The organism is Flavobacterium ammonificans (genome assembly GCF_020886115.1).
GTDB lineage: Bacteria > Bacteroidota > Bacteroidia > Flavobacteriales > Flavobacteriaceae > Flavobacterium > Flavobacterium ammonificans.
Genome location: NZ_AP025185.1, coordinates 1,268,708 through 1,291,092, shown reverse-complemented (window position 1 = coordinate 1,291,092; position 22,385 = coordinate 1,268,708). Strand labels below are relative to the sequence as shown.

The 22,385-nt window shown below is 33.8% G+C and carries 21 protein-coding genes; 3 read left to right on the top strand and 18 right to left on the bottom strand.

All coding sequences use genetic code 11. The features are described from left to right. The first annotated feature begins 17 nt into the window (after nucleotides 1–17). Complete coding sequence (locus tag LPC20_RS10730; protein WP_255658700.1) at nucleotides 18–140, top strand: hypothetical protein; 123 nt, start codon at nucleotides 18–20, stop codon at nucleotides 138–140. 122 nt (nucleotides 141–262) lie between these two features. Here LPC20_RS10730 and LPC20_RS05565 read toward each other — a convergent pair whose 3' ends face one another. After that, a complete protein-coding gene (locus tag LPC20_RS05565) occupies nucleotides 263–982 on the bottom strand; it encodes a CDP-alcohol phosphatidyltransferase family protein (RefSeq protein ID WP_229327132.1) in 720 nt (239 codons plus the stop codon). A 173-nt stretch (nucleotides 983–1,155) separates the two neighbouring features. Between LPC20_RS05565 and LPC20_RS05560 the strand changes: the two genes are divergently transcribed. Further along, nucleotides 1,156–2,277 (top strand): lipoprotein N-acyltransferase Lnb domain-containing protein, encoded by a 1,122-nt coding sequence (locus tag LPC20_RS05560; protein ID WP_229323310.1) that lies wholly within the window; start codon nucleotides 1,156–1,158, stop codon nucleotides 2,275–2,277. Nucleotides 2,278–3,209: 932 nt separating this feature from the next. On the opposite strand, the gene LPC20_RS05555 is transcribed toward LPC20_RS05560, so the two are convergent. Next, nucleotides 3,210–4,088: a hypothetical protein gene (locus LPC20_RS05555; RefSeq protein ID WP_229323308.1), complete on the bottom strand. Its 879-nt coding sequence runs from the start codon at nucleotides 4,086–4,088 to the stop codon at nucleotides 3,210–3,212. Continuing rightward, complete coding sequence (locus LPC20_RS05550; protein WP_229323306.1) at nucleotides 4,088–5,521, bottom strand: MBOAT family O-acyltransferase; 1,434 nt, start codon at nucleotides 5,519–5,521, stop codon at nucleotides 4,088–4,090. The genes LPC20_RS05555 and LPC20_RS05550 overlap by 1 nt, the downstream gene beginning before the upstream one ends. 1,612 nt (nucleotides 5,522–7,133) lie before the next feature. Between LPC20_RS05550 and LPC20_RS05545 the strand changes: the two genes are divergently transcribed. Then, the gene (locus LPC20_RS05545; RefSeq protein ID WP_229323303.1) at nucleotides 7,134–7,283 is read left to right on the top strand and encodes a hypothetical protein; all 150 of its coding nucleotides are present in this window, start codon (nucleotides 7,134–7,136) and stop codon (nucleotides 7,281–7,283) included. A gap of 66 nt (nucleotides 7,284–7,349) precedes the next feature. On the opposite strand, the gene LPC20_RS05540 is transcribed toward LPC20_RS05545, so the two are convergent. The 15 genes from LPC20_RS05540 to LPC20_RS05470 all read right to left on the bottom strand — a co-directional run bounded on the left by LPC20_RS05540 (nucleotide 7,350) and on the right by LPC20_RS05470 (nucleotide 22,382). Further along, a complete protein-coding gene (locus tag LPC20_RS05540) occupies nucleotides 7,350–9,302 on the bottom strand; it encodes a polysaccharide biosynthesis protein (protein WP_229323302.1) in 1,953 nt (650 codons plus the stop codon). 125 nt (nucleotides 9,303–9,427) lie between these two features. After that, nucleotides 9,428–10,297: a glucose-1-phosphate thymidylyltransferase RfbA gene (gene rfbA / locus LPC20_RS05535; RefSeq protein WP_229323300.1), complete on the bottom strand. Its 870-nt coding sequence runs from the start codon at nucleotides 10,295–10,297 to the stop codon at nucleotides 9,428–9,430. A gap of 60 nt (nucleotides 10,298–10,357) precedes the next feature. Then, nucleotides 10,358–10,732, bottom strand: coding sequence for a GxxExxY protein (locus tag LPC20_RS05530; protein ID WP_255658819.1), 375 nt, complete (start codon nucleotides 10,730–10,732; stop codon nucleotides 10,358–10,360). Between the two features lie 79 nt (nucleotides 10,733–10,811). Then, nucleotides 10,812–11,861 (bottom strand): dTDP-glucose 4,6-dehydratase, encoded by a 1,050-nt coding sequence (gene rfbB, locus LPC20_RS05525; RefSeq protein ID WP_229323296.1) that lies wholly within the window; start codon nucleotides 11,859–11,861, stop codon nucleotides 10,812–10,814. Between the two features lie 140 nt (nucleotides 11,862–12,001). Beyond that, nucleotides 12,002–12,868, bottom strand: coding sequence for a dTDP-4-dehydrorhamnose reductase (gene rfbD / locus LPC20_RS05520; protein WP_229323294.1), 867 nt, complete (start codon nucleotides 12,866–12,868; stop codon nucleotides 12,002–12,004). 316 nt (nucleotides 12,869–13,184) lie between these two features. Continuing rightward, a complete protein-coding gene (locus tag LPC20_RS05515) occupies nucleotides 13,185–14,354 on the bottom strand; it encodes an ATP-binding protein (protein WP_229323293.1) in 1,170 nt (389 codons plus the stop codon). Between the two features lie 634 nt (nucleotides 14,355–14,988). Next, on the bottom strand, nucleotides 14,989–15,312 hold the full coding sequence (locus LPC20_RS05510) for a type II toxin-antitoxin system RelE/ParE family toxin (protein WP_229323291.1): 324 nt from the start codon (nucleotides 15,310–15,312) through the stop codon (nucleotides 14,989–14,991). After that, entirely contained in the window at nucleotides 15,303–15,539 is a 237-nt protein-coding gene (locus tag LPC20_RS05505; protein WP_229323289.1) for a hypothetical protein, read from the bottom strand. Before LPC20_RS05505 ends, LPC20_RS05510 begins: the two co-directional genes overlap by 10 nt. Nucleotides 15,540–16,476: 937 nt before the next feature. Further along, nucleotides 16,477–17,025, bottom strand: a complete 549-nt coding sequence (rfbC, locus tag LPC20_RS05500) for a dTDP-4-dehydrorhamnose 3,5-epimerase (protein WP_229323287.1) — start codon at nucleotides 17,023–17,025, stop codon at nucleotides 16,477–16,479. A 230-nt stretch (nucleotides 17,026–17,255) separates the two neighbouring features. Next, nucleotides 17,256–17,738 (bottom strand): cupin domain-containing protein, encoded by a 483-nt coding sequence (locus LPC20_RS05495; RefSeq protein WP_229323285.1) that lies wholly within the window; start codon nucleotides 17,736–17,738, stop codon nucleotides 17,256–17,258. 4 nt (nucleotides 17,739–17,742) lie between these two features. Further along, nucleotides 17,743–18,882, bottom strand: coding sequence for a DegT/DnrJ/EryC1/StrS family aminotransferase (locus tag LPC20_RS05490; RefSeq protein ID WP_229323283.1), 1,140 nt, complete (start codon nucleotides 18,880–18,882; stop codon nucleotides 17,743–17,745). A gap of 1 nt (nucleotide 18,883) precedes the next feature. Then, on the bottom strand, nucleotides 18,884–19,528 hold the full coding sequence (locus LPC20_RS05485) for a NeuD/PglB/VioB family sugar acetyltransferase (protein ID WP_229323281.1): 645 nt from the start codon (nucleotides 19,526–19,528) through the stop codon (nucleotides 18,884–18,886). After that, a complete protein-coding gene (locus LPC20_RS05480) occupies nucleotides 19,506–20,234 on the bottom strand; it encodes an SDR family NAD(P)-dependent oxidoreductase (RefSeq protein WP_229323279.1) in 729 nt (242 codons plus the stop codon). Before LPC20_RS05480 ends, LPC20_RS05485 begins: the two co-directional genes overlap by 23 nt. A 2-nt stretch (nucleotides 20,235–20,236) precedes the next feature. Next, entirely contained in the window at nucleotides 20,237–21,319 is a 1,083-nt protein-coding gene (locus LPC20_RS05475; RefSeq protein ID WP_229323277.1) for an aromatic ring-hydroxylating oxygenase subunit alpha, read from the bottom strand. Nucleotides 21,320–21,326: 7 nt separating this feature from the next. After that, a complete protein-coding gene (locus LPC20_RS05470; RefSeq protein ID WP_229323275.1) occupies nucleotides 21,327–22,382 on the bottom strand; it encodes a 3-oxoacyl-ACP synthase III family protein in 1,056 nt (351 codons plus the stop codon). Nucleotides 22,383–22,385 lie beyond the last annotated feature (3 nt).

Genomic DNA, 22,385 nt, shown 5'->3' with positions numbered 1-22,385 from the left:
TTCGTCATCCAGAACAAATGGAGCAACCGGACAAAGAAACTTTAGAAAAATGGCACAAAGATCCGAATAATTGGAAATGGTGTTGCTTGTATTACAACAAAGAAGACCAACGTTTATTACCTCCTAAACGTCAAGAATGAATGGGATTAACAATTAATTTTGCCAATCCAAAGTCGGTTTTGGTTTTGGTATTTATGCTTCTTTTCTTCCTACTCATTGTGCTGTTAGCAACAAAAAAAGGACATTCCAACTAAAAGATTTGTTATTTTGATACTAGTACATTGGTAATTACCGATAGTAGAACATACAATACTATTACCAAAGGAATTCCGGCATATTGAAAACTAGCGATTAAAACTACCGAACTTAGCAAAAATCCAATTTGAAATGCATTTTTCTTCAAACTCATTTGCTTGATTTTCAATGAGAATAACGGAATTTCAGCATTCAGCATATACACGCTAAGCAAGGTGATTCCGATCAAAACGAAAGGATTCGTTAGCAATTCCAATACAAAAAAAGAATCCAAATTACGTAACACCAAAGGTAAACTCAAAATAAAAAGGGCATTCGCAGGGGTTGGTAAGCCAATAAACGAATCGGTTTGACGGGTATCAATATTGAAATTGGCCAAACGATAACAAGACCCTAAAGTAATTAAAAAGCCTACAAATGGAAACGGCTCAACGATCCAACCTAATTTAGGATACCCACTCGAGCTTCCCATCAACTGATACATAACAATTCCTGGAACAACACCACTGGTAACCATATCGGCTAATGAATCCAATTGCAATCCTAAGGGACTAGATACTTGAAACAAGCGCGCAAAAAAACCATCAAAAAAGTCCAAGAAAATACCTAAGCTTACAAAATAAAAAGCCATTTCGAACTCTTTGTTCAGCGCAAATACCATGGCAATACAACCACAGAAAAGATTGAGTAAGGTAATCGTATTTGGCACCTGTTTTTTTATCGTCATCATACTATTTATATAACTGTCTTGGGAGGCAAATTTAATACAATTAGTGAATGCTAAAACCTTTGACCCCTGTTTTTTCTCCTGAACTACTCCTTTATTATTATTTGTAGGCTATAAATAGTAACTCTTTGTAAAAAAGTTTAATTTTGAAAACAATAGCAATATACCCAACTATGAAATTTCTTAATCTGCAAAAAATAATTCTATTCACACTCTTTTGGATGAGTATTCCGTTGAGTTTTTCACAAACAATTTCCCTTTCGAAAGAAGCCGAAATAAGTGTATTGACCTGCGGAACCAGTACTGAAGTGTATGCCTTATTTGGTCATACCGCCATTCGAGTAAAGGACAAAGCAGATGGGATAGATGTGGTATATAATTATGGTGCCTTTGATTTTGGTACCCCAAATTTTGCCTTAAAATTCGCCAAAGGCAATCTCCAATATTTTGCAGTAGCCAATTCATATACTGATTTTATTACTAATTATAGCTACGAAAAACGTTCCGTATACGAACAAGTACTCCGCCTTTCGGCCACTGAAAAACAACGATTATTTGACTTGTTAAATGAATCATTATTACTAGAAAATCGCGAATACACCTATAAATTCATCGACCAAAACTGTACGTCAATGACAGTAGACGTAATTAACAAAGCGCTTACTAAAAATATAATTGTAAAAAAAGGAGATACAACTACAACTTATAGAAGCATTTTATTCCCTTATTTCAATAATCATTTTTATGAGCAACTAGGAACTAGTATTCTTTTCGGTACCAAAACAGATCAAGCTGGAACTGCTATTTTTCTGCCATTTGAATTAAAAGAAAGTTTGAATCAGATTCAAATTAACCAACTTCCTATCGTAAAAGAAAACAAAACCCTTTTGGAATTTGAACCAAAAACGAATTCCTCTTGGTGGAACAATCCGTATACTTACCTAATCGTATTAGCATTTGTACTTCTCATAAACAAAAAAACAATTGACACTATTTATTTGGCTACTATGGGAATCCTAGGAATTGTATTTATCATTTTAGGCCTCTACTCTACCCATTTAGAACTAGGTAACAACTACAACATCTTGTTATTCAATCCTATTTTACTCATTCTACTAGCATTTGCAAAAGCTAAAAATGTAAACGGAATACGATATACACTTTGGCTCAACTTGTTTGCGCTAGTAACCTACACCCTACTACTACTTAACAAAGCACATCTTTGGATTGTAGCACCATTGATTATTACTAGTTGTGTTGTATTAGTAAGAGGTTTTTGGAAAAAAGAAATATAATTTACGATATACGATATACGATGTACGATTTAGGAATGTAGCAATTTATAATGTTTGATTTAAGAGAGTGTTCAGGATTCAGCTGTAAGTGTTCAGGTTGTAATACTTAAATGAACTGTAACAGAGCGAAGCAACTTCTTATACTATCTTATATGACTTATATGGTTTTAAAATGTACGATTTACGACATTAGATATACGATTTAATAATCTAACAATTTGAAAATGTAACAATTCAAAATATTTGATTTAAGAGAGTGTTCAGGATTCAGCTCTAAGTGTTCAGGTTGTACTAATTAAATGAACTGTAAAAGAGCGAAGCAACTTTCTTATTTTTTCTTATATAACTTATATGGTTCCAAATTAAACACAAAGAGCACAAAGTCCTTCGGCATGCTCAGGATGACAGCTCAAAGATTCGCTAAAAATATAGCAATTGAATAATTTATAAATGTAACAATTCGCCTAATTAGCAGTACATTCCCCTCTTCAAATCGAAGATTCAACGATTCCAAACAAAATCAATAAAAAAGAGAGTTATAGGGGCTAGGGGTGTGTTATTTGATTTACGATATATAAGTTACGATTTGCGATATATGGAATGTTCAGGATTCAGCTCAAAGTGTTCAGGTTGTACTACTTAAATGAACTGTAACAGAGCAAGCGACTTTCTTATAATTCCTTATATGACTTATATGGTTTAAAAATATACGAGTTACGATATACAATTTACGATTTACGATATTCAAACTACAAGGCGTTCCCCTCTACAGAGGGGCTAGGGGTGTGTTAATTGATTTAGGATATACGAAGTACGATTTACGAAGTTTATTTAGAACTTCATGATAAAAATCTTTGTCGAATAGTGAACATTAGAACATGGAACGCTGAACAAAGAATGGAAAACTGACAACCGAAAACAGATAACTGATTTTATTTCCCAAAGAAGTCTTGCAAAATAATCTCGGTAAACTTTCGAGCGCCTTCATCGTTCAAATGCCCGCAAGAAGAAAAATACTGGTCTCCTTCAACTGCATTCTCATAATTATGAATTTCAGGATATTTGGATTTCACTCTATCAAAATAATCCATCCCCTTTACGTTGGAGCACATAGGAGTCATTAAGGCAATTAATTCGATATTATTGGCTTTACAAATCGCTTTTATCTCTTTGTAATAGCGATTATCCAAAGGTTGCATCTTACGAATATCATTTTTCATATTCCCCTTTTTCTTACCGCCCAAAGGATGATATCCCAAATTATCTAAATAATTCGTTGGCACTTGACGCCAACTACGGTTCATTTCGCGAAAACCAATTTTAGCATCAAAAGCCAAATAACGGTAAAACGGAATAAAATACAACTTCCAGAAATCTTGTTCTACCGAAAAATGATCTTTTATAATTTCAGAATCGTGCAAATAAGGTAGAAATTGAGCGGATATTCCAGCGTCACGGGTTTCGTTAGCCAAATTCATATCGGTTTCCAGAATCAATTTTTTAATTACAAATTTTCGTTCTACCATCAGCTTCAACAACAAGGAGGCTTCAAACAAATGCGAAGCACTCATGCCATAATTAAAGGCCTTAATTCCTTTTTCTTCAAAGAGTGGCGCCACAAAATGATTATTGGCTCGGGAGGAACCTAAAAAAACCACATCGTACTGTTGCGGACCAGCATGATAGACATATTCGATTTTTCCTCTAGTTGACGATTGCTGAAAAATGGTAGTATATCCCCAATCTAGTATTACTGCCAAAAACAAGACAGCGATTAGTATAAAGGCGATTAAACGGATGAATTTTTGCATTAAAATTGAAAATATATAAATTCTTTATAATCAGAAAAAGTACCCAAAGCCAAAATTGCGGCCAAACACAAGACTAATTTAATACCACTATACTTTCCTGAAATCGGTTCTACTTGAGTTCTATAATTCCACTCTACCACAACAAAAGCAGCAATCAAAAAGAGCAACTCATAATTGTATCGCTGATTTTTAAGAAATTGGGAGGTGAAATGTTGGTCAGTAAAAATCTGTTGGATATACTGCAACGCTTGGCTAATAGAACTCGCTCTAAAGAAAATCCAAGCCAAACAACTCATTAAAAAAGTAGTAAGTATACTTCCAAAAACGCGAACGGAATCCCAATTGCGTTGCAAGACCACCGTTTCCATATTAGAACGGTTTCTATTCAGTAGCAATAAGGGTAAGAAATAAATGGCATTAATCAATCCCCAGGCGATGAAGGTCCAATTGGCACCATGCCAAAAACCACTCACCAAGAAAATAATAAAGGTATTGCGAATTTTCATTCCCATGCCTCCACTACTCCCTCCTAACGGAATATACAAGTAATCTCGAAACCAAGACGAAAGCGAAATGTGCCATCTGCGCCAAAACTCGGCGATATCTCTGGAGAAATACGGATAATTAAAATTGCGCAATAAGTCAATCCCGAACAACTTTGACATTCCTAAAGCCATATCCGAATAGCCCGAAAAATCACCATAAATCTGAAAAGCAAAATAGACCGCTCCCAATATCAGCGACAGTGAATTCATCGCCGAATAATTATCGAAAATAGCATTGGCGTAGGTAGCACAAGTATCGGCAATGACCACTTTTTTGACTAATCCCCATAAAAATTGATAAACGCCTTCTTTGGCTTTTTCAAAATCAAAATGACGTTTGACTTTTACTTGAGGTAATAAATGGGTCGCTCGTTCAATAGGTCCAGCTACTAACAACGGAAAATAACTTACAAATAGTGAATAATCCACAAAATTCGTTTCGGCCTTGATGCGTTTCAAATAAATATCAATTACATAGGACAAACCATGAAAGGTGTAAAACGAAATCCCAACAGGCAATACAACATTCAGTAACAACGGACTAGTTGACAACCCAATCCCATTCAAAGCTTCGGATAGCGAACTAGCAAAGAAATTAAAGTATTTAAATACGCCTAGAAAACCAAGATTAACCCCAATACTCAACCAAAACCAAAACTTTCGTCCCAAATCCGTTTTCCCCTTTTCGATTCGGAGCCCCGTATAATAATCTAAGAAGGTTGAAAATACCAACAAGAACAAAAAACGCCAATCCCAACAGGAATAGAAGTAATAACTCGCTACAATCAGCACTGCATTCTGACTGGCTTTGCTTTTGTTAAAAACAAACCAATACAGCACAAATACGATGGGTAAAAAAACCGCAAAAGACAACGAATTAAAAAACATAAATGTGGGGTGTCGAAATTAAAACCGCAAAATTAAGATATATTCTTTTTACAAACTAACAATATACGATTTACGAGGGACGATTTAGAAATGTAGCAATTTATAATGTTTGATTTAAGAGAGTGTTCAGGATTCAGCTGTAAGTGTTCAGGTTGTAGTACTTAAATGAACTGTAACAGAGCGAAGCGACTTCTTATACTATCTTATATGACTTATATGGTTTAGCAATTTACGATATTTGATATGCGAGGTACGATATAGGAAAGGTTCAGAATTCAGCTCTAAGTGTTCAGGTTGTAGTACTTAAATGAACTGTAACAGAGCGAAGCAACTTCTTATACTATCTTATATGACTTATATGGTTTAAAATATTCGAGGTACGAAGTACGAAGTACGATCCCGATGCTTCGGGACGATTTTCAAACTACAATGCGTTCCCCTCTCGAAATCGAAGATTCAACGATTCCAAACAAAATCAATAAAAACTAGAGTTATAGGGGCTAGGGGTGTGTTATATGATTTATGATATACGAAGTACGATTAAGGGAAGGATCAATTTAAAAAAAAGTGTTCAGGTTGTAGTACTTAAATGTGCTGTAACAGAGCGAAGCGACTTCTTATACTATCTTATATGACTTATATGGTTTAAAAATATTCGAGGTACGAAGTACGAAGTACGATCCCGACGCTTCGGGACGATTTTCAAACTACAATGCGTTCCCCTCTTGAAATCGCAGATTCAACGATTCCAAAAAAATCAATAAAAACGAGAGTTATAGGGGCTAGGGGTGTGTTAGTTGATTTCGGATATACGAGTTACGATTTGCGATATAGGAAGGGTTCAGAATGCAGCGGTAAGTATTCAGGATGTACTATTTAAATGCGCTGTAACAGAGCGAAGCAACTTCTTATACTATCTTATATGACTTATATGGTTTAGAAATATACGATATTAGATATGCGAAGTACGATTAAGGGAAGGATCAATTTAAAAAAAAGTGTTCAGGGTAAACTACTTAAATGAACTGTAACAGAGCGAAGCAACTTCTTATACTATCTTATATGACTTATATGGTTTAAAAATATTCGAGGTACGAAGTACGAAGTACGATCCCGACGCTTCGGGACGATTTTCAAACTACAATGCGTTCCCCTCTCGAAATCGAAGATTCAACGATTCCAAACAAAATCAATAAAAACTAGAGTTATAGGGGCTAGGGGTGTGTTATATGATTTATGATATACGAAGTACGATTAAGGGAAGGATCAATTTAAAAAAAAGTGTTCAGGGTAAACTACTTAAATGAACTGTAACAGAGCGAAGCAACTTCTTATACTATCTTATATGACTTATATGGTTCCAAATTAATCACAAAGAGCACAAAGTCCTTCGGCAAGCTCAGGATGACAGCTCAAAGACTCACTAAAAATATAATAATTGAATAATTTGAAAATGTAACAATTCGTGTAAGTAGCAGTATACATTCCCGTCTACAGAGGGATTAGGAGTGTGTTTAAAATTTACGGTATGCGATTTATGATATTCGAAGTAAAAACTTCAATCTCGACACTTAGGTTCAAAATTCAATGTTGAATATTCAATAGTAGAACAATGAATGTTGAACAAAAAACAAAGAATGTTTACTTGAGATTGCTTCACTGCGTTCGCAATGACAAACAACTGACAACTGATAACCAACAACCGACTACCATTAACCAAGAACAGACAACTGACAACCGACAACAACCCTTTACGCCTTAGTGGCTATATACAAAAAAATCCCCAAAGAAATATTCTCTAGGGATTCATTTATTATTAAAAAAAGTATTACTTATCCAACACTTCAAAAGTTGAATTCATACTCTTAAACTCAGGAACAATTTTCTTCATTTGAGCTACAATAGCCTCATTGTCATACACCACTGAACCAGAAATCAATTCGATTATGTCTTGATGCAGTTCTTCAAACTCTTCTTCCTTCTCTTGAGCAATCATGATTTTCTCATGGTGTGTAGCAATTGTTTTTGAATTATCATTTAACAATTCCTCATATAACTTCTCCCCTGGTCGAAGCCCTACAATGTCAATTTTAATATCTACATCTGGAATAAAACCAGCGAGTTTAATCATTTTTCTTGCCAAATCGTATATTTTGACCGGTTTACCCATATCAAATATATAAATTTCTCCTCCGTTACCCATAGCACCTGCCTCTAGAACTAATTGACAAGCTTCTGGAATCGTCATGAAATAACGAATAATATCTTTATGTGTAATAGTTAAAGGGCCGCCTTCAGCAATTTGTTTGGTAAATAAAGGCACTACTGATCCGTTGGAACCCAATACATTTCCAAAACGAGTCGTAATAAATCGAGTGACAACACCAGTAGTTTCATTACTATGCTTCCATTGTAAAGACTGCACATATTTTTCTGCAATACGTTTACTCGCACCCATTACATTGGATGGATTAACCGCTTTGTCAGTTGAGACCATTACAAATTTCACTACGCCATACTTACAAGATAAATCAGCTAAATTCTTAGTTCCTTTCACATTGGTAATGATAGCCTGAGCTGGATTTTCTTCCATTAAAGGAACATGTTTGTAGGCAGCAGCATGGTAGACAACTTGGGGTTGGTAAGCTGCAAAAACAGCTTCCATGGCTTTTTTACTTCTCACATCAGCAATGACACTGTGCAAAGTACATTTTGTATCTAAAGCTTGGGTTTCTAATGTTAATTCATGCAAAGGAGTTTCAGCTTGATCTAACATAATTATAGATTTAGGCTCAAAACTAAGTACTTGACGTACTATTTCGCTTCCAATGGAACCCGCAGCCCCAGTGATTAAAATTGTTTTGTCTTTTAATTGTTTGGAAATGGATTTATCGTCAAGAACGATCGGTTTACGCTCCAATAAATCTTCAATCTGGATATTTTTGATTTTCTGAGAGATTTCTTTTTGATTCTCCCAATTGGTAATCAATGGAACAGTAAATACTTTAAAATTGTATTCCAAACATTGATCTACAATTACAATTTGTTCTTCTTTTGTTAATGCCTTATCAGCTATAATAATTCCCTCTGCACCAACTGATCGCATTAAAGCAGGCAGTTTTTTCTTTTGGGCCAAAATAGGCAAATCCAACATTCTTTTGGAAGCGTTTTGATTGCGATGATCTACAAATCCAATTACTTTAAACCGGGCTGGAGTTTCAAAATTTAAGGCATTGGCAACAGAAATGGCATTGGCATCGGTACCATAAATAATAGTGCGAACCAATTGATTTTTTGAATTTTCTGAAAAGTACAATTCAAAGGTGCGTTTTACTGTAACTCGATACAGAAATAAGCCACAAAATGTAAAAACCGTATTGACAAATAAAGCCGTATTTAAGTAGGCTTTTTCATTAAAATTCAATTCGTAAACCAAATTGAATACTAAAAAGAATACTAAAATTGAAATCTGTGAAAACAATAATTTCACAGCATCTATATAAGAGGAATGTCGAATAATTCCAGAGTAGGTTCTAAACAACCAAAAAGAAAAGACATTCATTATGAGAAAGAAACTGACTAGTTCTCTCCAATAAGGGGTGAAAATAAATTTCAAACCAGTACCCCTAAAAAGCAAAAAATTAAAAACACAAGCAGCAACTAGAACGGTAAAATCTATTGCCAGGATAATCCATCTTGGTAAATAATTCAAACTGCTGATGCTAAATTTCAAATTTTTTTTAGAAAAAATAGAAACCGAATTGTCTTTTTTATTTAACATATATTGGTAATCAAATGACTAGCTTATTCTAAATGTTTTTTAACAAATACATTTTCATTTCATTCAAAATTAAACAAATAAATGGAATCTAAGACTACTAATTTCTAAATTATTTCAACCTAATCTTACAATTTATTTTTTATCACACCCATAAGGTAGTCACCATATCCAGATTTACGCAATGGCTCTGCTAAAGCCTTTAACTGTTCCGTAGAAATAAATCCTTGTCTCCAAGCAATTTCTTCAATACAACCTACTTTTAAACCCTGACGCTCTTCTAACACTTGTACAAACTGTCCAGCTTGCATCAAACTGGCAAAAGTTCCGGTATCCAACCAAGCAGTTCCACGACTTAATATACCCACCTTCAACTTCCCTTGTTGTAAGTATTCCTTGTTAACATCGGTAATCTCATATTCTCCTCGGGCTGATGGCTGAATATTCTTAGCTATTTCAACCACCGAATTATCATAAAAATACAAACCCGGTACGGCATAATTCGATTTCGGTTCCAATGGTTTTTCTTCTATAGAAAGCGCCTTTAAATCAGCATCAAACTCTACTACTCCATAGCGCTCTGGATCTGAAACATGATAGGCAAAAACCACTCCGCCATCAGGCTTCGTATTGGATTGCAATAATTCTTGCATGTGTGCACCAAAGAAGATATTATCCCCTAAAACTAATGCCACCGAATCATTCCCAATAAAATCAGCACCAATTACAAAAGCTTGTGCTAACCCGTTAGGAACAGCTTGTTCGGCATAACTAAATTGGCAACCAATTTGCGATCCATCACCCAATAATTTTTGAAAATTAGGCAAATCATGAGGCGTTGAAATAATCAAAATTTCATGGATTCCAGCCATCATCAAAGTCGACAAAGGATAATAAATCATCGGTTTGTCATAGACAGGCATCATTTGCTTACTCATTGCTAATGTCAATGGGTGTAGTCGTGTACCGGATCCTCCGGCGAGTATAATTCCTTTCATAGTTTCTAATTTTACGAATTTTCGCGAATTACGCTAATATATCGAATTGTGCGAATTAGTCTAAATTTTTGAGTTTACTATTCTTTTATAGGTTAAGGACGGAGTGCCAAAATTAATCAACATTCCCAACTCCATATTAGTGCATTTTAAATAATTTTGCAGTTGAGCATAAAATACCGAAGGTATCTGAGCTACTGCTTTCAATTCCACAATGATGCTGTCATAACATACAAAATCAGCTCTATAGTGCTTTTTTAGTTGTACCCCTTCATAATACAATTTCAATTGTACTTGTCTTTTGTAGGGAATATTTTGAATGATAAACTCTTTTTCTAAAACTTCTTCATACACTGCTTCTAGGAATCCAGCACCTAATGCCCGATGTACTTTCATACAAGCGCCAACAATAGCATAGCTTTCGTCTTTATAGAGTATTTTGGAGGGGCATCCATTACAATTCGTGTTAATTCGTTTAATTCGTGTTAATTTGCATCAATTCGTGATAATTCGTCTTTTAATTCGCGTATTGCTTTTCATAGTAACTCGCATACGCTCCCGAGGTCACATTATCCAACCATGTCTGATTGTCCAAATACCAGTTCACAGTTCGCTCTAAACCTTCCTCAAAAGTAACCGATGGTTTCCAACCCAACTCTTGGTTGATTTTGGTCGCATCAATTGCATAACGCAAATCATGACCTGGACGGTCTTTGACATAGGTAATCAATTGAGCAGAAGTCCCCTCAGGTCGGCCTAATTTTTCGTCCATGATTTTGCACAACAATTGAACTAATTCAATATTTTGCCATTCGTTAAAGCCTCCAATATTATAGGTATCGTGATTGACTCCTTTATGAAAAACCAAATCAATCGCTACGGCATGGTCTTCTACGAATAACCAATCACGCGTATATTTCCCATCACCATAGACTGGCAAAGGTTTGTTATGAATAATATTATTAATAAATAACGGAATTAATTTCTCAGGAAAGTGAAACGGCCCGTAATTGTTCGAACAATTCGTTAACACATAAGGCAAACCATAAGTTTCACCATAGGCACGAACAAAATGATCCGAACTCGCTTTGGAAGCCGAATAAGGCGAATTGGGGTCATAAGATGTGGTTTCAGTAAACAAACCTTCAGCGCCTAAACTACCATAGACTTCATCGGTACTAATGTGGTAAAAACGTTTGCCTTCCATATTGTCTTTCCAAATGGTTTTAGCGGCATTCAATAAATTCATGGTTCCGATGACATTGGTTTTTACAAAGGCCAAAGGATCCGTAATGGAGCGATCCACATGCGACTCCGCTGCTAGGTGCAACACTCCTTCAAATTGGTGTTCAGCAAACAAAGCATCAATAAACGGAGCATCAACAATATCTCCTTTTACAAAAGTATAATTAGGCGCCTTTTCAATATCAGCTATGTTCTCTAAATTTCCTGCATAGGTCAAAGCATCCAAATTAAATATATGATAATTCGGATACTGATTCACAAATCGTCTCACTACATGAGATCCAATAAATCCGGCACCACCGGTGATAAGTATTTTTTTCATTCTATTTGTTTTATTGCCACTAAGTCGCTAGGGCACTAAGTTTATAAATACGATTAAGAAATTAGTAAAATTAAATTCTTCTAATTTGTATGAATTCGCATCAATTCGTGTCAATTCGTGTCAATTCGTGTCAATTCGTGTCAATTCGTGTCAATTCGTAACAATCCCATACACGTTTCCAAACTCTCTCGATACCCTGGCACCACCACCCCAAAGGTAGTTGCAATTTTGGATTTATCCAATAAGGAATAATGAGGTCGTTGTGCTGGAGTAGGATAATCCGTACTTGGTATACCCGAAATAGCGCAATTAAATCCTCCTATTTCTTGAATGGCTAAAGCAAATTCAAACCAGCTGATTTCCCCTTCATTTGAATAATGGTAGATCCCCGCTTGCCAATGCGAATGTGTAATTATAGTTAGAATGGCTTGCGCCAAATCGGCTGCGTAAGTAGGACTGCCAATTTGGTCGTTCACTACATTCAAACTATCGCGTTCCTGCATCAAGCGAGACATGGTTTTAACAAAATTATTCCCAAAACGAGAATACACCCACGAAGTGCGAATGACAATTGCATTGGGATTTTCACGAAGACAGGCTTGTTCACCTGCGAATTTAGTTTGTCCATAGACATTGATCGGTCCGGTTGGGGCATCTTCTGTCAATGCCGTACTTGAAGTCCCATCAAACACATAATCGGTGGAAACATGTACTAATTGACTGCCGTGAGATTGTGACCATTGCGCCAAAACCGCCACAGCTTGATGGTTCAAAACATCGGCTAATTCGGTTTCCGTTTCCGCTTGATCCACAGCCGTATAGGCTGCACAATTAATAATTATTTGCGGCTGAATCGTATCCAATACATTCGATATCGATCCTAAATCACTCAAGTCCAAAACCGAACGATCTGCAAACACCCATTCGAATTGCGAATAGTAAACTGACAATTCCTTCAATTCGGAACCCAATTGCCCGTTGGCACCTGTTACTAGTATTTTTTTCATTTTTTTTACAAATTGCTCTAATTACACGAATTAAAACGAATTAACTCCATACATTGCTCTTTTTTGCTTCGCCTCGGGTCGTGAATCGTAATACGTAATTCACTTTGCTTAAGTCATATCAACTGAACACTTACAACTGAACACTGAACACTTCCTATATCGTACCTCGTATATCGTATATCCCAAATCGTACATTAAAAAGTCATATAAGAAAATCGCATCACTTAAGCTAAATCAACTGAACACTTAAAACTGAACACTGAACACTTAGTCCTAAGCATCGCAATCCTAACTCCTAAATTGTATGCCAAAGCAATCAATACAATAACCCAAAATGCCATAAAGGAATTGTATTAATAAAACCACTTTCTATATCATCTTTTACAACAAAGCCGTTAACTGCTGTTTTGATCTGCTTGTTACTTTTGTTTTTACCTCCAATTTCAAACTCGAATGTGTCAATCGTAAAATCAGCAATCTTAGAAGAGACAATAGGATAACCAACCCGTAGTTGATTAATAAAAAATGTTTCTCTGACATTCCCTTTATTAAGACTTTCTTGGGCTAAGCCAAAGACTAAATTTGTATTGTCGAGGTACACTTTATCTATTTTTCCTAAACCTCTAATTCCGCTCGTTTCAGATCGCAATTGGGTTATCATTCCCGCTTCCTCCATATACAAAAGATAATCGGCAATATTATTTCTACTTATTGCCAACATTTCTGATATTTTACTCATATTTGGCTTAAATGGAACACTATCTGCTACTATTGCCATTAACTGTTTTAACTTTCTTCCTGTCGAAACATTCATAGACGCATACACAGGAATATCGCTTTCTAGTGTTTGATTGACTACTTGCAATAGTTTCATATCAAAGTCGTGCTCTAATGCAAAAGGATAATAGCCTCTTTTGAGATAATCTAAAAATAAAGGTAATGGATGCGCTAATTGAGGAGTGGCTACCTTGTGAGTTAGAATTTCATCCAATGTAAACTTTGGAATGGCTATCTCATGAAACAATTGTAAATATTCCCGAAATGACAACCCTTGCATAGAATAAAGCACCGCTCTTCTACTCAAATCCGAACTTCCTTTTTTAATATCTAATACTGATGATCCCGTAAATACAACCTGTAAATTTTGATGATAATCGTAAATTAGTTTCAATTCGGTAGACCAATCAGGGTATTTATGAATCTCATCAATAATTAAATGTGTACCACCTAATTTAACAAAATCGGAAGCAACATCCAAAAGTCGGTTTTTCGCAAAATAAAAATCTTCTGCAGTAACGTATAACGTATGTTTAAGACTTAGATTATTTTTAATGTGTTGTAAAACTAATGTAGTTTTCCCTATTCCACGTGGCCCGAACAAGCCAATGAGTCTGCTATCCCAATTGATTTGATCGTACATATAACGTGTAAATCCACTATTGATATTGGCAATTAGTCGATTTGAATATTCAAATAATGCTTCCATTTTTTATTTTATTTGAACAAAAATACAAAATTTGCACTACGATAAATCAAAAAATATAAATATTTGCACTTATGTAGTGCATTTTTAAGAAATATAGGAAAGTTTATTTGTTGTATTAATGAATATATACCTAATTTAACAATTAAGATCTACTGTTTTGCAATTGGTACATTGCTTCATTTTTAAATTAAAAAATTTCTTTGCGAACCTCCGTGCTGTCCTCCTGAGCTTAGCGAAGGACTTTTTGCTCTTTGTGGTTGAAACTTAATACTTAAATATCGTAGATCTAACATCGTACATCGTAAATTTCTAAACCATATAAGTCATATAAGAAAATCGAAGAAATTGCTTCACTTATTTAAGAACAGATAAGTATCAGCTATTAAACTATGTGAATAATAGTGTTATTACTATCTCTTCTTCTTTTTTTTAAATCTATGTTCCTATGTGGTTAAAAAAAATCAAAATTCATTATTCCTTATTGAAAATTCATTATTCTTAAACTGAATATTGAACTACTTCTATAGTAAATAATATAGTAATGAATTATTTCATTTTCAAATTGCTACATTTTCAAATCGTCCCGAAACGTCTTGATCGCATATCGTCGCTTGTATATTCCTATGTTAACAAATTATCTAACAGTTCCTTTTTTAATCTTAATCGGATTTTGACGAGAATCGAAGACATCCATTATTTCAATTGCCTTTCGGTCTTCGTTAAACCAATAGATAATTTTGTAGGATTTGTACAAAATATAACGAAACTTTCTAGGGTCTTTTTCTAACAATGGCTCTAAAGTACCCATTGTAGGTTGAAGTTGAAGTTGTTTTGTTTCAGCTACAATTCCAATAACTAATTTTCTAGCCAGTTTACGACTAACATGTTCAAGATAATAATCATAAATAGAACGAACTGCTGATTTAGCAAAATCAGTCCAAAGGATTTTTATTTCCATTCAGCTATTTCTTCCAGAAAATGTTCGGATGAAGTTAATTTACCTTCGTTTGAATCCGATAGCGATTGTTTGATTCTTTTTTGAAAATCAGCAACATTCATAGGCTCTAAAGTAGCGTTAGAATCAGTCTGTTTTTGCAATAATTTTTCAAATTGAACTATTACTTTTTCACTTTCTAATTTTAGGAAATCTTGAACAAAAGCTATTTTTCGAGTTTGTAAATCCATTGTATTTTTTTATAAAATTACAAATTATCTTAACAGGTCACAATTTTTAATTATTTATTATCAAAAGCATTTAGTATGAAATTCTTACTACCTGCTGAAGGCATTTTCAGTTGACTACAATTTGAAGCCAACTGGTTCCTTAAAGATTTATTTAAACCTAATTTACATTTTGTATTTCTAACTTTGTCCTCAAGCGTCGGGATCCAATATCATAAATCGTACATTTAAAAACCATATAAGTCATATAAGAAAATCAAAGAAATTGCTTCACTTATTTAAGAACAGATAAGTATCAGCTATTAAACTATGTGAATAATAGTGTTATTACTATCTCTTCTTCTTTTTTTTAAATCTATGTTCCTATGTGGTTAAAAAAAATCAAAATTCATTATTCCTTATTGAAAATTCATTATTCTTAAACTGAATATTGAACTACGTTTATGGTAAATAATATAATAATGAATTGTTTCATTTTCAAATTGCTACATTATCAAATCGTACTTAATATATCTTACTTCGTATATAACAAATCGTACATTTAAAAAACATATAAGTCATATAAGAAAATATAAGAATTCGCTTCTCTGGAATCAAATCAACTGAACAATAACAACTGAGTACTGAATACTTCCTATATCGTAAATCGTATATTTGTAAACCATATAAGTCATATAAGGGAATATAAAAAGTCGCTTCGCTCTATTCAAGTTCAGATAAGTTAGTTCAACCATTAAGAAGTTAAGTGACATTAAGAATATTTACTTTGTGAACCTTCGCGTCTTTCTTTGCGATCTTTGTGGTTAAATAAATCTAAACCATATAAGTCATATAAGAAAATATAAGAAAAACACTTCGGTTAAGTTAAATCAACTGAACACTTTTAGCCGAACACTGAACACTTTCTATATCGTACCTCGTACCTCGTATATCGTAAATATTAAAACTCACTATTACACCCCTCTATCCCCGGCAATACTAAATCCTTATCCGACACAATAGCGTCCTTTAAATCCATGCCCCAATCGATTTTTAAGCTGGGATCATCAAAACGAATACCACCTTCACTGGCTTTATTATAAAACTGATCGCATTTGTACATAACGACTGCGGTTTCACTGATAACCGAAAATCCATGGGCAAAACCATGCGGAATCAATAATTGTTTTTTATTCTCGGCGGATAGTTTAATAGCAAAATGCTGACCGTAAGTAGGCGATTGCTTTCTAATATCTACGGCTACATCAATGATTTCACCTTGGAGCACTCGTACCAATTTGGCTTGAGCAAAAGGTGGATTTTGATAATGCAAACCTCTCAAAGTACCGCGTTTGGAAAACGATTGGTTGTCTTGCACAAAGGATATGTTAACTCCTTGTGCTGCTAAAGTATTTTGATTATAGGCCTCAAAAAAATACCCACGAGCATCTTCAAATACAGTGGAATTGATAATTACTAAATCTTGTATGGGTGTGGTTTCTATTGTCATTGTTTTCGGTTGTCGGTTGTCTGTCATTGCGAATGTAGTTATGGAATTTCTTACTATCTTAAAATGTTACATTTTTAAATCGCACTTCGTATATCTAGTATCGAATATATCTATACCATATAAGTCATATAAGAAAATCGATTCGGTTAAGCTAAATCAACTGAACACTTTCAGCTGAACACTGAACACTTCCTTTAACGTAAATCGTATATCTTACCTCGTAAATTGACTTATCGTCCAAAATCATCCTGCACTCGTACAATATCGTCTTCATCCGAAGGATGATTGGCATCAGTATGTTGCCAAATCTCAGCAATTACAGCATAATCGTCCAGCCCAATTAAACGGTGACGTTCTCCTTGTTGTAAAGTAATGGTATCGCCTACATTTAATAGTTCCAACTCTCCTTCAATATCATTAGCACTCCGTTTTAACCCAACTTGTCCTTGAATAACACGCCATATTTCAGCTCTACGTTGGTGGTACTGCCAAGACAGTCGTTTCTCAGGGGCTACTATTAATATTTTTGGACTCAATATACTACACTTATTTATTGTCGATAAGTCCAATCCATCAAAGTAAGTGTCTGCAAATTGTTGCGCTTGGTCTTCAGCAATAACAAAAAAACCACCCCATGGGCGGTGTTTATCAAATGATAAAATAGTAAAACTTGAATCAGTAAGTAATTTATTGTACTCCGAAAATATATTCATTTACCTAATTAAATAGTAATTCAATGACTTTTTTTATCCTTTTTCTATCTTCTTCAGTTAAATTAGAACCTGATGGCAAACACAAACCATTGTCAAATAATTCTTCTGAAACCTTTTTTCCATAATACGGATACTTTTCAAAAATGGGTTGCAAATGCATGGGTTTCCATAACGGACGCGATTCGATATTTTCGGCTTCAAGTGCTAAGCGAAGTGTTTCAGCAGTTATGCCTTTGGTTTTTGTGGCATCTATAGTAATGGCGCTTAACCAGTAATTGGCAAAATAATCGTCATTTGGAGTAGAAAAAACTTCAACGCCTTCAATCGATGAAAAAACTGCTACATAAAAATCATGCATTTGTCTGCGTAAGGCAACATGCTTATCTAAAACCTCCATTTGCCCTCTACCAATTCCCGCACAAATATTACTCATACGGTAGTTGTACCCAATGTGACTATGTTGGTAATGCGGAGCATTATCTCGTGATTGTGTCGCATAAAAAACGGCTTTATCTTTTTGAGCAGCTGTTTTCGTTACAATAGCACCTCCTCCAGATGTGGTGATAATTTTGTTACCATTAAATGATAGTACACCAATATCCCCAAAAGTACCACATTTTTGTCCTTTGTACGAACTACCCAATGCTTCTGCGCTATCTTCAAGAATTGGAATAGAATATTTATCCGCAACTTCTCTGATTGATTCTATTTGATACGGCACTCCGTATAAATGTACGGCAATAACTGCTTTTGGTTTCTTGCCATTGTTCATACGGTCTTGAATAGCTTTTTCCAAAGCAATAGGACACAAGTTCCAAGTTTGTTCCTCACTATCAATAAAAATTGGTGTTGCTCCTAAATATAAAATAGGATTTGCCGATGCTGAAAATGTCATACTCTGGCAAATTACCTCATCACCCGCTTTCACGCCTAACAAGATTAAACCTAAATGTATTGCTGCAGTTCCTGAACTCAATGCACCTACGTAAGCTTGGTTATCTAAATATACTTCTAAATCATTTTCTAACCCATTCACATTAGGACCCAATGGGGCAACCCAATTGGCATCAAAGGCTTCTTGTATAAATTTTTGTTCGGTGCCTCCCATATGTGGAGAGGAAAGCCATATTTTTGAATTATTCATTTTAAAAAATTTTCTTTGCTGGATTCCCAAAATAGGTACCTGGTTGTTTTATGGATCTAAATACTACAGAACCTGCTCCAACTATAGTATTATCGGGTATTTTTACACCTGGAAGTATAACCGCATTTGAACCAATAAAAACATTTTTCCCAATTTGAGCCCCTCCTCCTATATCCACATTCGCCATAATACTAGTAAAATCACCTATAACAACGTCATGTCCAATTTGCGAACCATTATTTATAAAAACTAAATCCCCAATTATAGCATCGCAAGATATAATTGAATAAGGCAACATAACAATACCTTTTCCATGCGATGTTCTTTCTCCAATTAAACACGTACTATGAATATAATTAAGAAATATAATTTGATGATTTTCAGAATGTTTTAATAAATCCTCTTTTTTAACACAATTGGTAATCGCACAAATTGCTTTAATATTCTCAGAAAACTTATCGTACCCTATCTTACCTACCACATTTAAACCATATGGATTTGGTTGATCTAGATTATAAAAATCATCCATGTAACCAATTATATTTAACTTGTTTTCAGATAAATTATTCCAACTTGTGATTTCTCTAGCTAAACCACCCGCACCAAAAACTATTAATTCTAAATTATTGTATTGAATATCCTCCATCAATTATAAAATTTTGTCCAGTAATCCATCTTGAGCTAGCAGAAATCAAAAATTCAATTGTAGGCACTACATCACTAACTTCTCCAATTCCTAGTGGATGCATAGCCTTAATTTCTTCCACATTTTCAGCGCTAATTTGACTAAATAAATTTTGAGTCATCGGAGTATTAACAACCCCAGGCAATACTGCATTTACTCTAATTTTTCTTTTTGCAAACTCCAATGCACTAGCCTTTACCATTCCCAAAACAGCCGCCTTTGAAGAACAATAACCAATTTTACCTGGTTGTCCCAAAACACCCATTACTGACGAAACAAAAACAGCGGTAGCGCCATCATTACTATATTTTTTTTTAGTGAAATGCCTCAATAATTCTATTCCAGCAAAAACATTTACTTCATAAATATTCTTAATTTTTGCTGGCGAATATAATGTTAAAGGAATTGTTTCTTCTATCCCAGCACAGTGAATTAAAGCATCTAATTTTTCATCAACTAAATTAATTTCATTAAATATTTTTTCAATATTTTCAGTTTCTTTTAAATCAAATGTAATAGGAACAAGACTATCTGAATGTAATTCCAATAAATTGGATATTTTAGAAAAATCTCTAGCTACCGCAAAAACTTTATTTTTATCGTCAAGTAAACTTTTTAATGTCTCTAAGCCAATTCCAGAAGTGGCACCTGTTAATAGAATATTCATTTTTATTTTTTTAAATATTTATTATAGCTTTTTTGAAATTCACAAACGCGCTTTTCTTCATCGCTCAACTCGCCTTGATAATGTGAATTTTTTACGCCTATTTGAACCTTTTCACATATTACTTTATCCTCTTCAAAAACTTTTCTATTAAAATTTATCAAAGAATTTTTATACATCGATTCTATCGCCTCATTTTTGTATTCATCATCTTTTTTGGTTAAAAAAACAAAACTTCTAAAAAGAGATTTATTTTCATCTATTGGAAGTATTTGAGATAAATTAAATGAAACGCCATAAGTTGTAGAAATTAATATATTAGGAAAAACAATTAAGTGCTTATATCCTTCAATTTTATACATTCTATTTTGATAAGGTTGATGTACTTTTTTCTGTTTACCTTCATTTTCTTTCAATAACACAGAAGCATTCCAAGCAGAATGAACATTTTCAAAAACAAAATCCAAACCATCAGCACCTAATCTTTTAAAAGTTTCCTCATGAATTAAATTTACATGATAACTTTCAAGTGTGTTTTCCACTAAAATTTTCCAATTAGCATCAATGACCATCTCATTAATATCAATCAATTCTCCAAAATTTTGACTCATTTTTTCAATTTCAGAATAAAATGAACCTAAATAATCTTTTAAAGTTTCTAATGAATCATTATTGCTATTTACAAACACTAAATCGCCACAAAAATCAACTTTATATTCTCTCAGTTTTAAACATTCCATTTCCTCTTTATTAAAGCTGAACAAGGGCTTTTTTGGTATTCCAAAAGGCACCCCTTTTTCATTGTAGGCCCATCCATGGTAAGGACATAAAAGTGGTCTATTTCCTTTAGTATCAACTTGAATTATTGAATGTCTATGAGAACATATATTCTTAAAACATCTGATTTCACCTTTACAATTCTGGACAACTACAGGGATCCCTGCTATATCTTGCGTCTTAAAATCATTTACTTGAGAGAAATCATTTTTAAACCCAACAAAATTCCAAATATTAGAAAATAATAGCTTATTTTCATTTTCTAAAACTGTTTTATCACAATATTCTTTTGGTGAAATTAGTGCTTTCATATTGTATTTATATTTCTTTTATTCTTTCGATTTTTGTTTTTGAGATATCAATTATACAATTACCCCAGTTTAATCCCGAACCATAGCCACTGCAAACCACTTTAGATGTTTTAGAAAACTCCTCATTAAAGGATGAAATCAATAGCGGTATTGAAACACCACTAGTATTGCCATAATCCTGAATATTTATAGGCACTCTATCTTCTCCAGCTTCTAACTTTGCTGCAATTTGTTTTATTATAAATTTATTAGATTGATGAAACAAAAATTTATCAACTTTATCTAAATCTTGTTTATAATATTCAAATAATTCTATAATACTTGGATATATTTCTCGTAAAGTAAAATCAAAAACACTTGGTCCATCCATTGCTAATTGCAACCTGTTTTTTGTGTTATTTTTCTCATCAAAAATTGTTTTAAAACTATCTTCAGTAACAACATTTCGAAATCCACCATCGGGAATCATAATTGCATTTGACTTTCCTCCATCAGAATAAAAGTTAAAAAACGATTCTTCAGTTTCATTTTCTGATTTACAAATTAAAATTGCGGATGCGCCATCACCAAATAACATAGTGGTACTTCTGTCTGCACTTGAAAGTATTTTAGATAATGTTTCAGATACTATTAATAATACTTTTTGATCTTTTTGTAATGTATTTGCAATTGAATATGCCGTACTTAAACCTTGTATAAAACCAGCACAACCTGCGTTTACATCTAAACACAAGGTTTGATTTTCAAGACCTAATCTATGTTGTAAGATGTTCGAAGTAAATGGTATTCTATAATCTGATGTTTGGGATAAAAAAATTATACTTTTTATACTCTTTTTATCAATATCATTCTTATTCAAAATTTCAATGGCTGCATGATAACCTAAATCAGAAGCTGTCACATTTTTATCTGCCCATCTTCTTTCAAGGATTCCAACTGTTTTTTCAAACATTTTCGTTTCTTTTTCATTTAATAAAGATTTAAAAAATGAATTTTCGATTCTTCTTGATGGAACACAAGAAGAAATATGTTCAATTGCTACACCGTTGAATTTTTGAAACATAAT

Bases quoted from the DNA above. Each gene is read 5' to 3' on its own strand.
- LPC20_RS10730 (WP_255658700.1), top strand. From the start codon at position 18: ATGGAGCAACCGGACAAAGAAACTTTAGAAAAATGGCACAAAGATCCG.
- LPC20_RS05565 (WP_229327132.1), bottom strand. From the start codon at position 982: ATGACGATAAAAAAACAGGTGCCAAATACGATTACCTTACTCAATCTT.
- LPC20_RS05560 (WP_229323310.1), top strand. From the start codon at position 1,156: ATGAAATTTCTTAATCTGCAAAAAATAATTCTATTCACACTCTTTTGG.
- LPC20_RS05555 (WP_229323308.1), bottom strand. From the start codon at position 4,088: ATGCAAAAATTCATCCGTTTAATCGCCTTTATACTAATCGCTGTCTTG.
- LPC20_RS05550 (WP_229323306.1), bottom strand. From the start codon at position 5,521: ATGTTTTTTAATTCGTTGTCTTTTGCGGTTTTTTTACCCATCGTATTT.
- LPC20_RS05545 (WP_229323303.1), top strand. From the start codon at position 7,134: ATGAATGTTGAACAAAAAACAAAGAATGTTTACTTGAGATTGCTTCAC.
- LPC20_RS05540 (WP_229323302.1), bottom strand. From the start codon at position 9,302: ATGTTAAATAAAAAAGACAATTCGGTTTCTATTTTTTCTAAAAAAAAT.
- rfbA (WP_229323300.1), bottom strand. From the start codon at position 10,297: ATGAAAGGAATTATACTCGCCGGAGGATCCGGTACACGACTACACCCA.
- rfbB (WP_229323296.1), bottom strand. From the start codon at position 11,861: ATGAAAAAAATACTTATCACCGGTGGTGCCGGATTTATTGGATCTCAT.
- rfbD (WP_229323294.1), bottom strand. From the start codon at position 12,868: ATGAAAAAAATACTAGTAACAGGTGCCAACGGGCAATTGGGTTCCGAA.
- LPC20_RS05515 (WP_229323293.1), bottom strand. From the start codon at position 14,354: ATGGAAGCATTATTTGAATATTCAAATCGACTAATTGCCAATATCAAT.
- LPC20_RS05510 (WP_229323291.1), bottom strand. From the start codon at position 15,312: ATGGAAATAAAAATCCTTTGGACTGATTTTGCTAAATCAGCAGTTCGT.
- LPC20_RS05505 (WP_229323289.1), bottom strand. From the start codon at position 15,539: ATGGATTTACAAACTCGAAAAATAGCTTTTGTTCAAGATTTCCTAAAA.
- rfbC (WP_229323287.1), bottom strand. From the start codon at position 17,025: ATGACAATAGAAACCACACCCATACAAGATTTAGTAATTATCAATTCC.
- LPC20_RS05495 (WP_229323285.1), bottom strand. From the start codon at position 17,738: ATGAATATATTTTCGGAGTACAATAAATTACTTACTGATTCAAGTTTT.
- LPC20_RS05490 (WP_229323283.1), bottom strand. From the start codon at position 18,882: ATGAATAATTCAAAAATATGGCTTTCCTCTCCACATATGGGAGGCACC.
- LPC20_RS05485 (WP_229323281.1), bottom strand. From the start codon at position 19,528: ATGGAGGATATTCAATACAATAATTTAGAATTAATAGTTTTTGGTGCG.
- LPC20_RS05480 (WP_229323279.1), bottom strand. From the start codon at position 20,234: ATGAATATTCTATTAACAGGTGCCACTTCTGGAATTGGCTTAGAGACA.
- LPC20_RS05475 (WP_229323277.1), bottom strand. From the start codon at position 21,319: ATGAAAGCACTAATTTCACCAAAAGAATATTGTGATAAAACAGTTTTA.
- LPC20_RS05470 (WP_229323275.1), bottom strand. From the start codon at position 22,382: ATGTTTCAAAAATTCAACGGTGTAGCAATTGAACATATTTCTTCTTGT.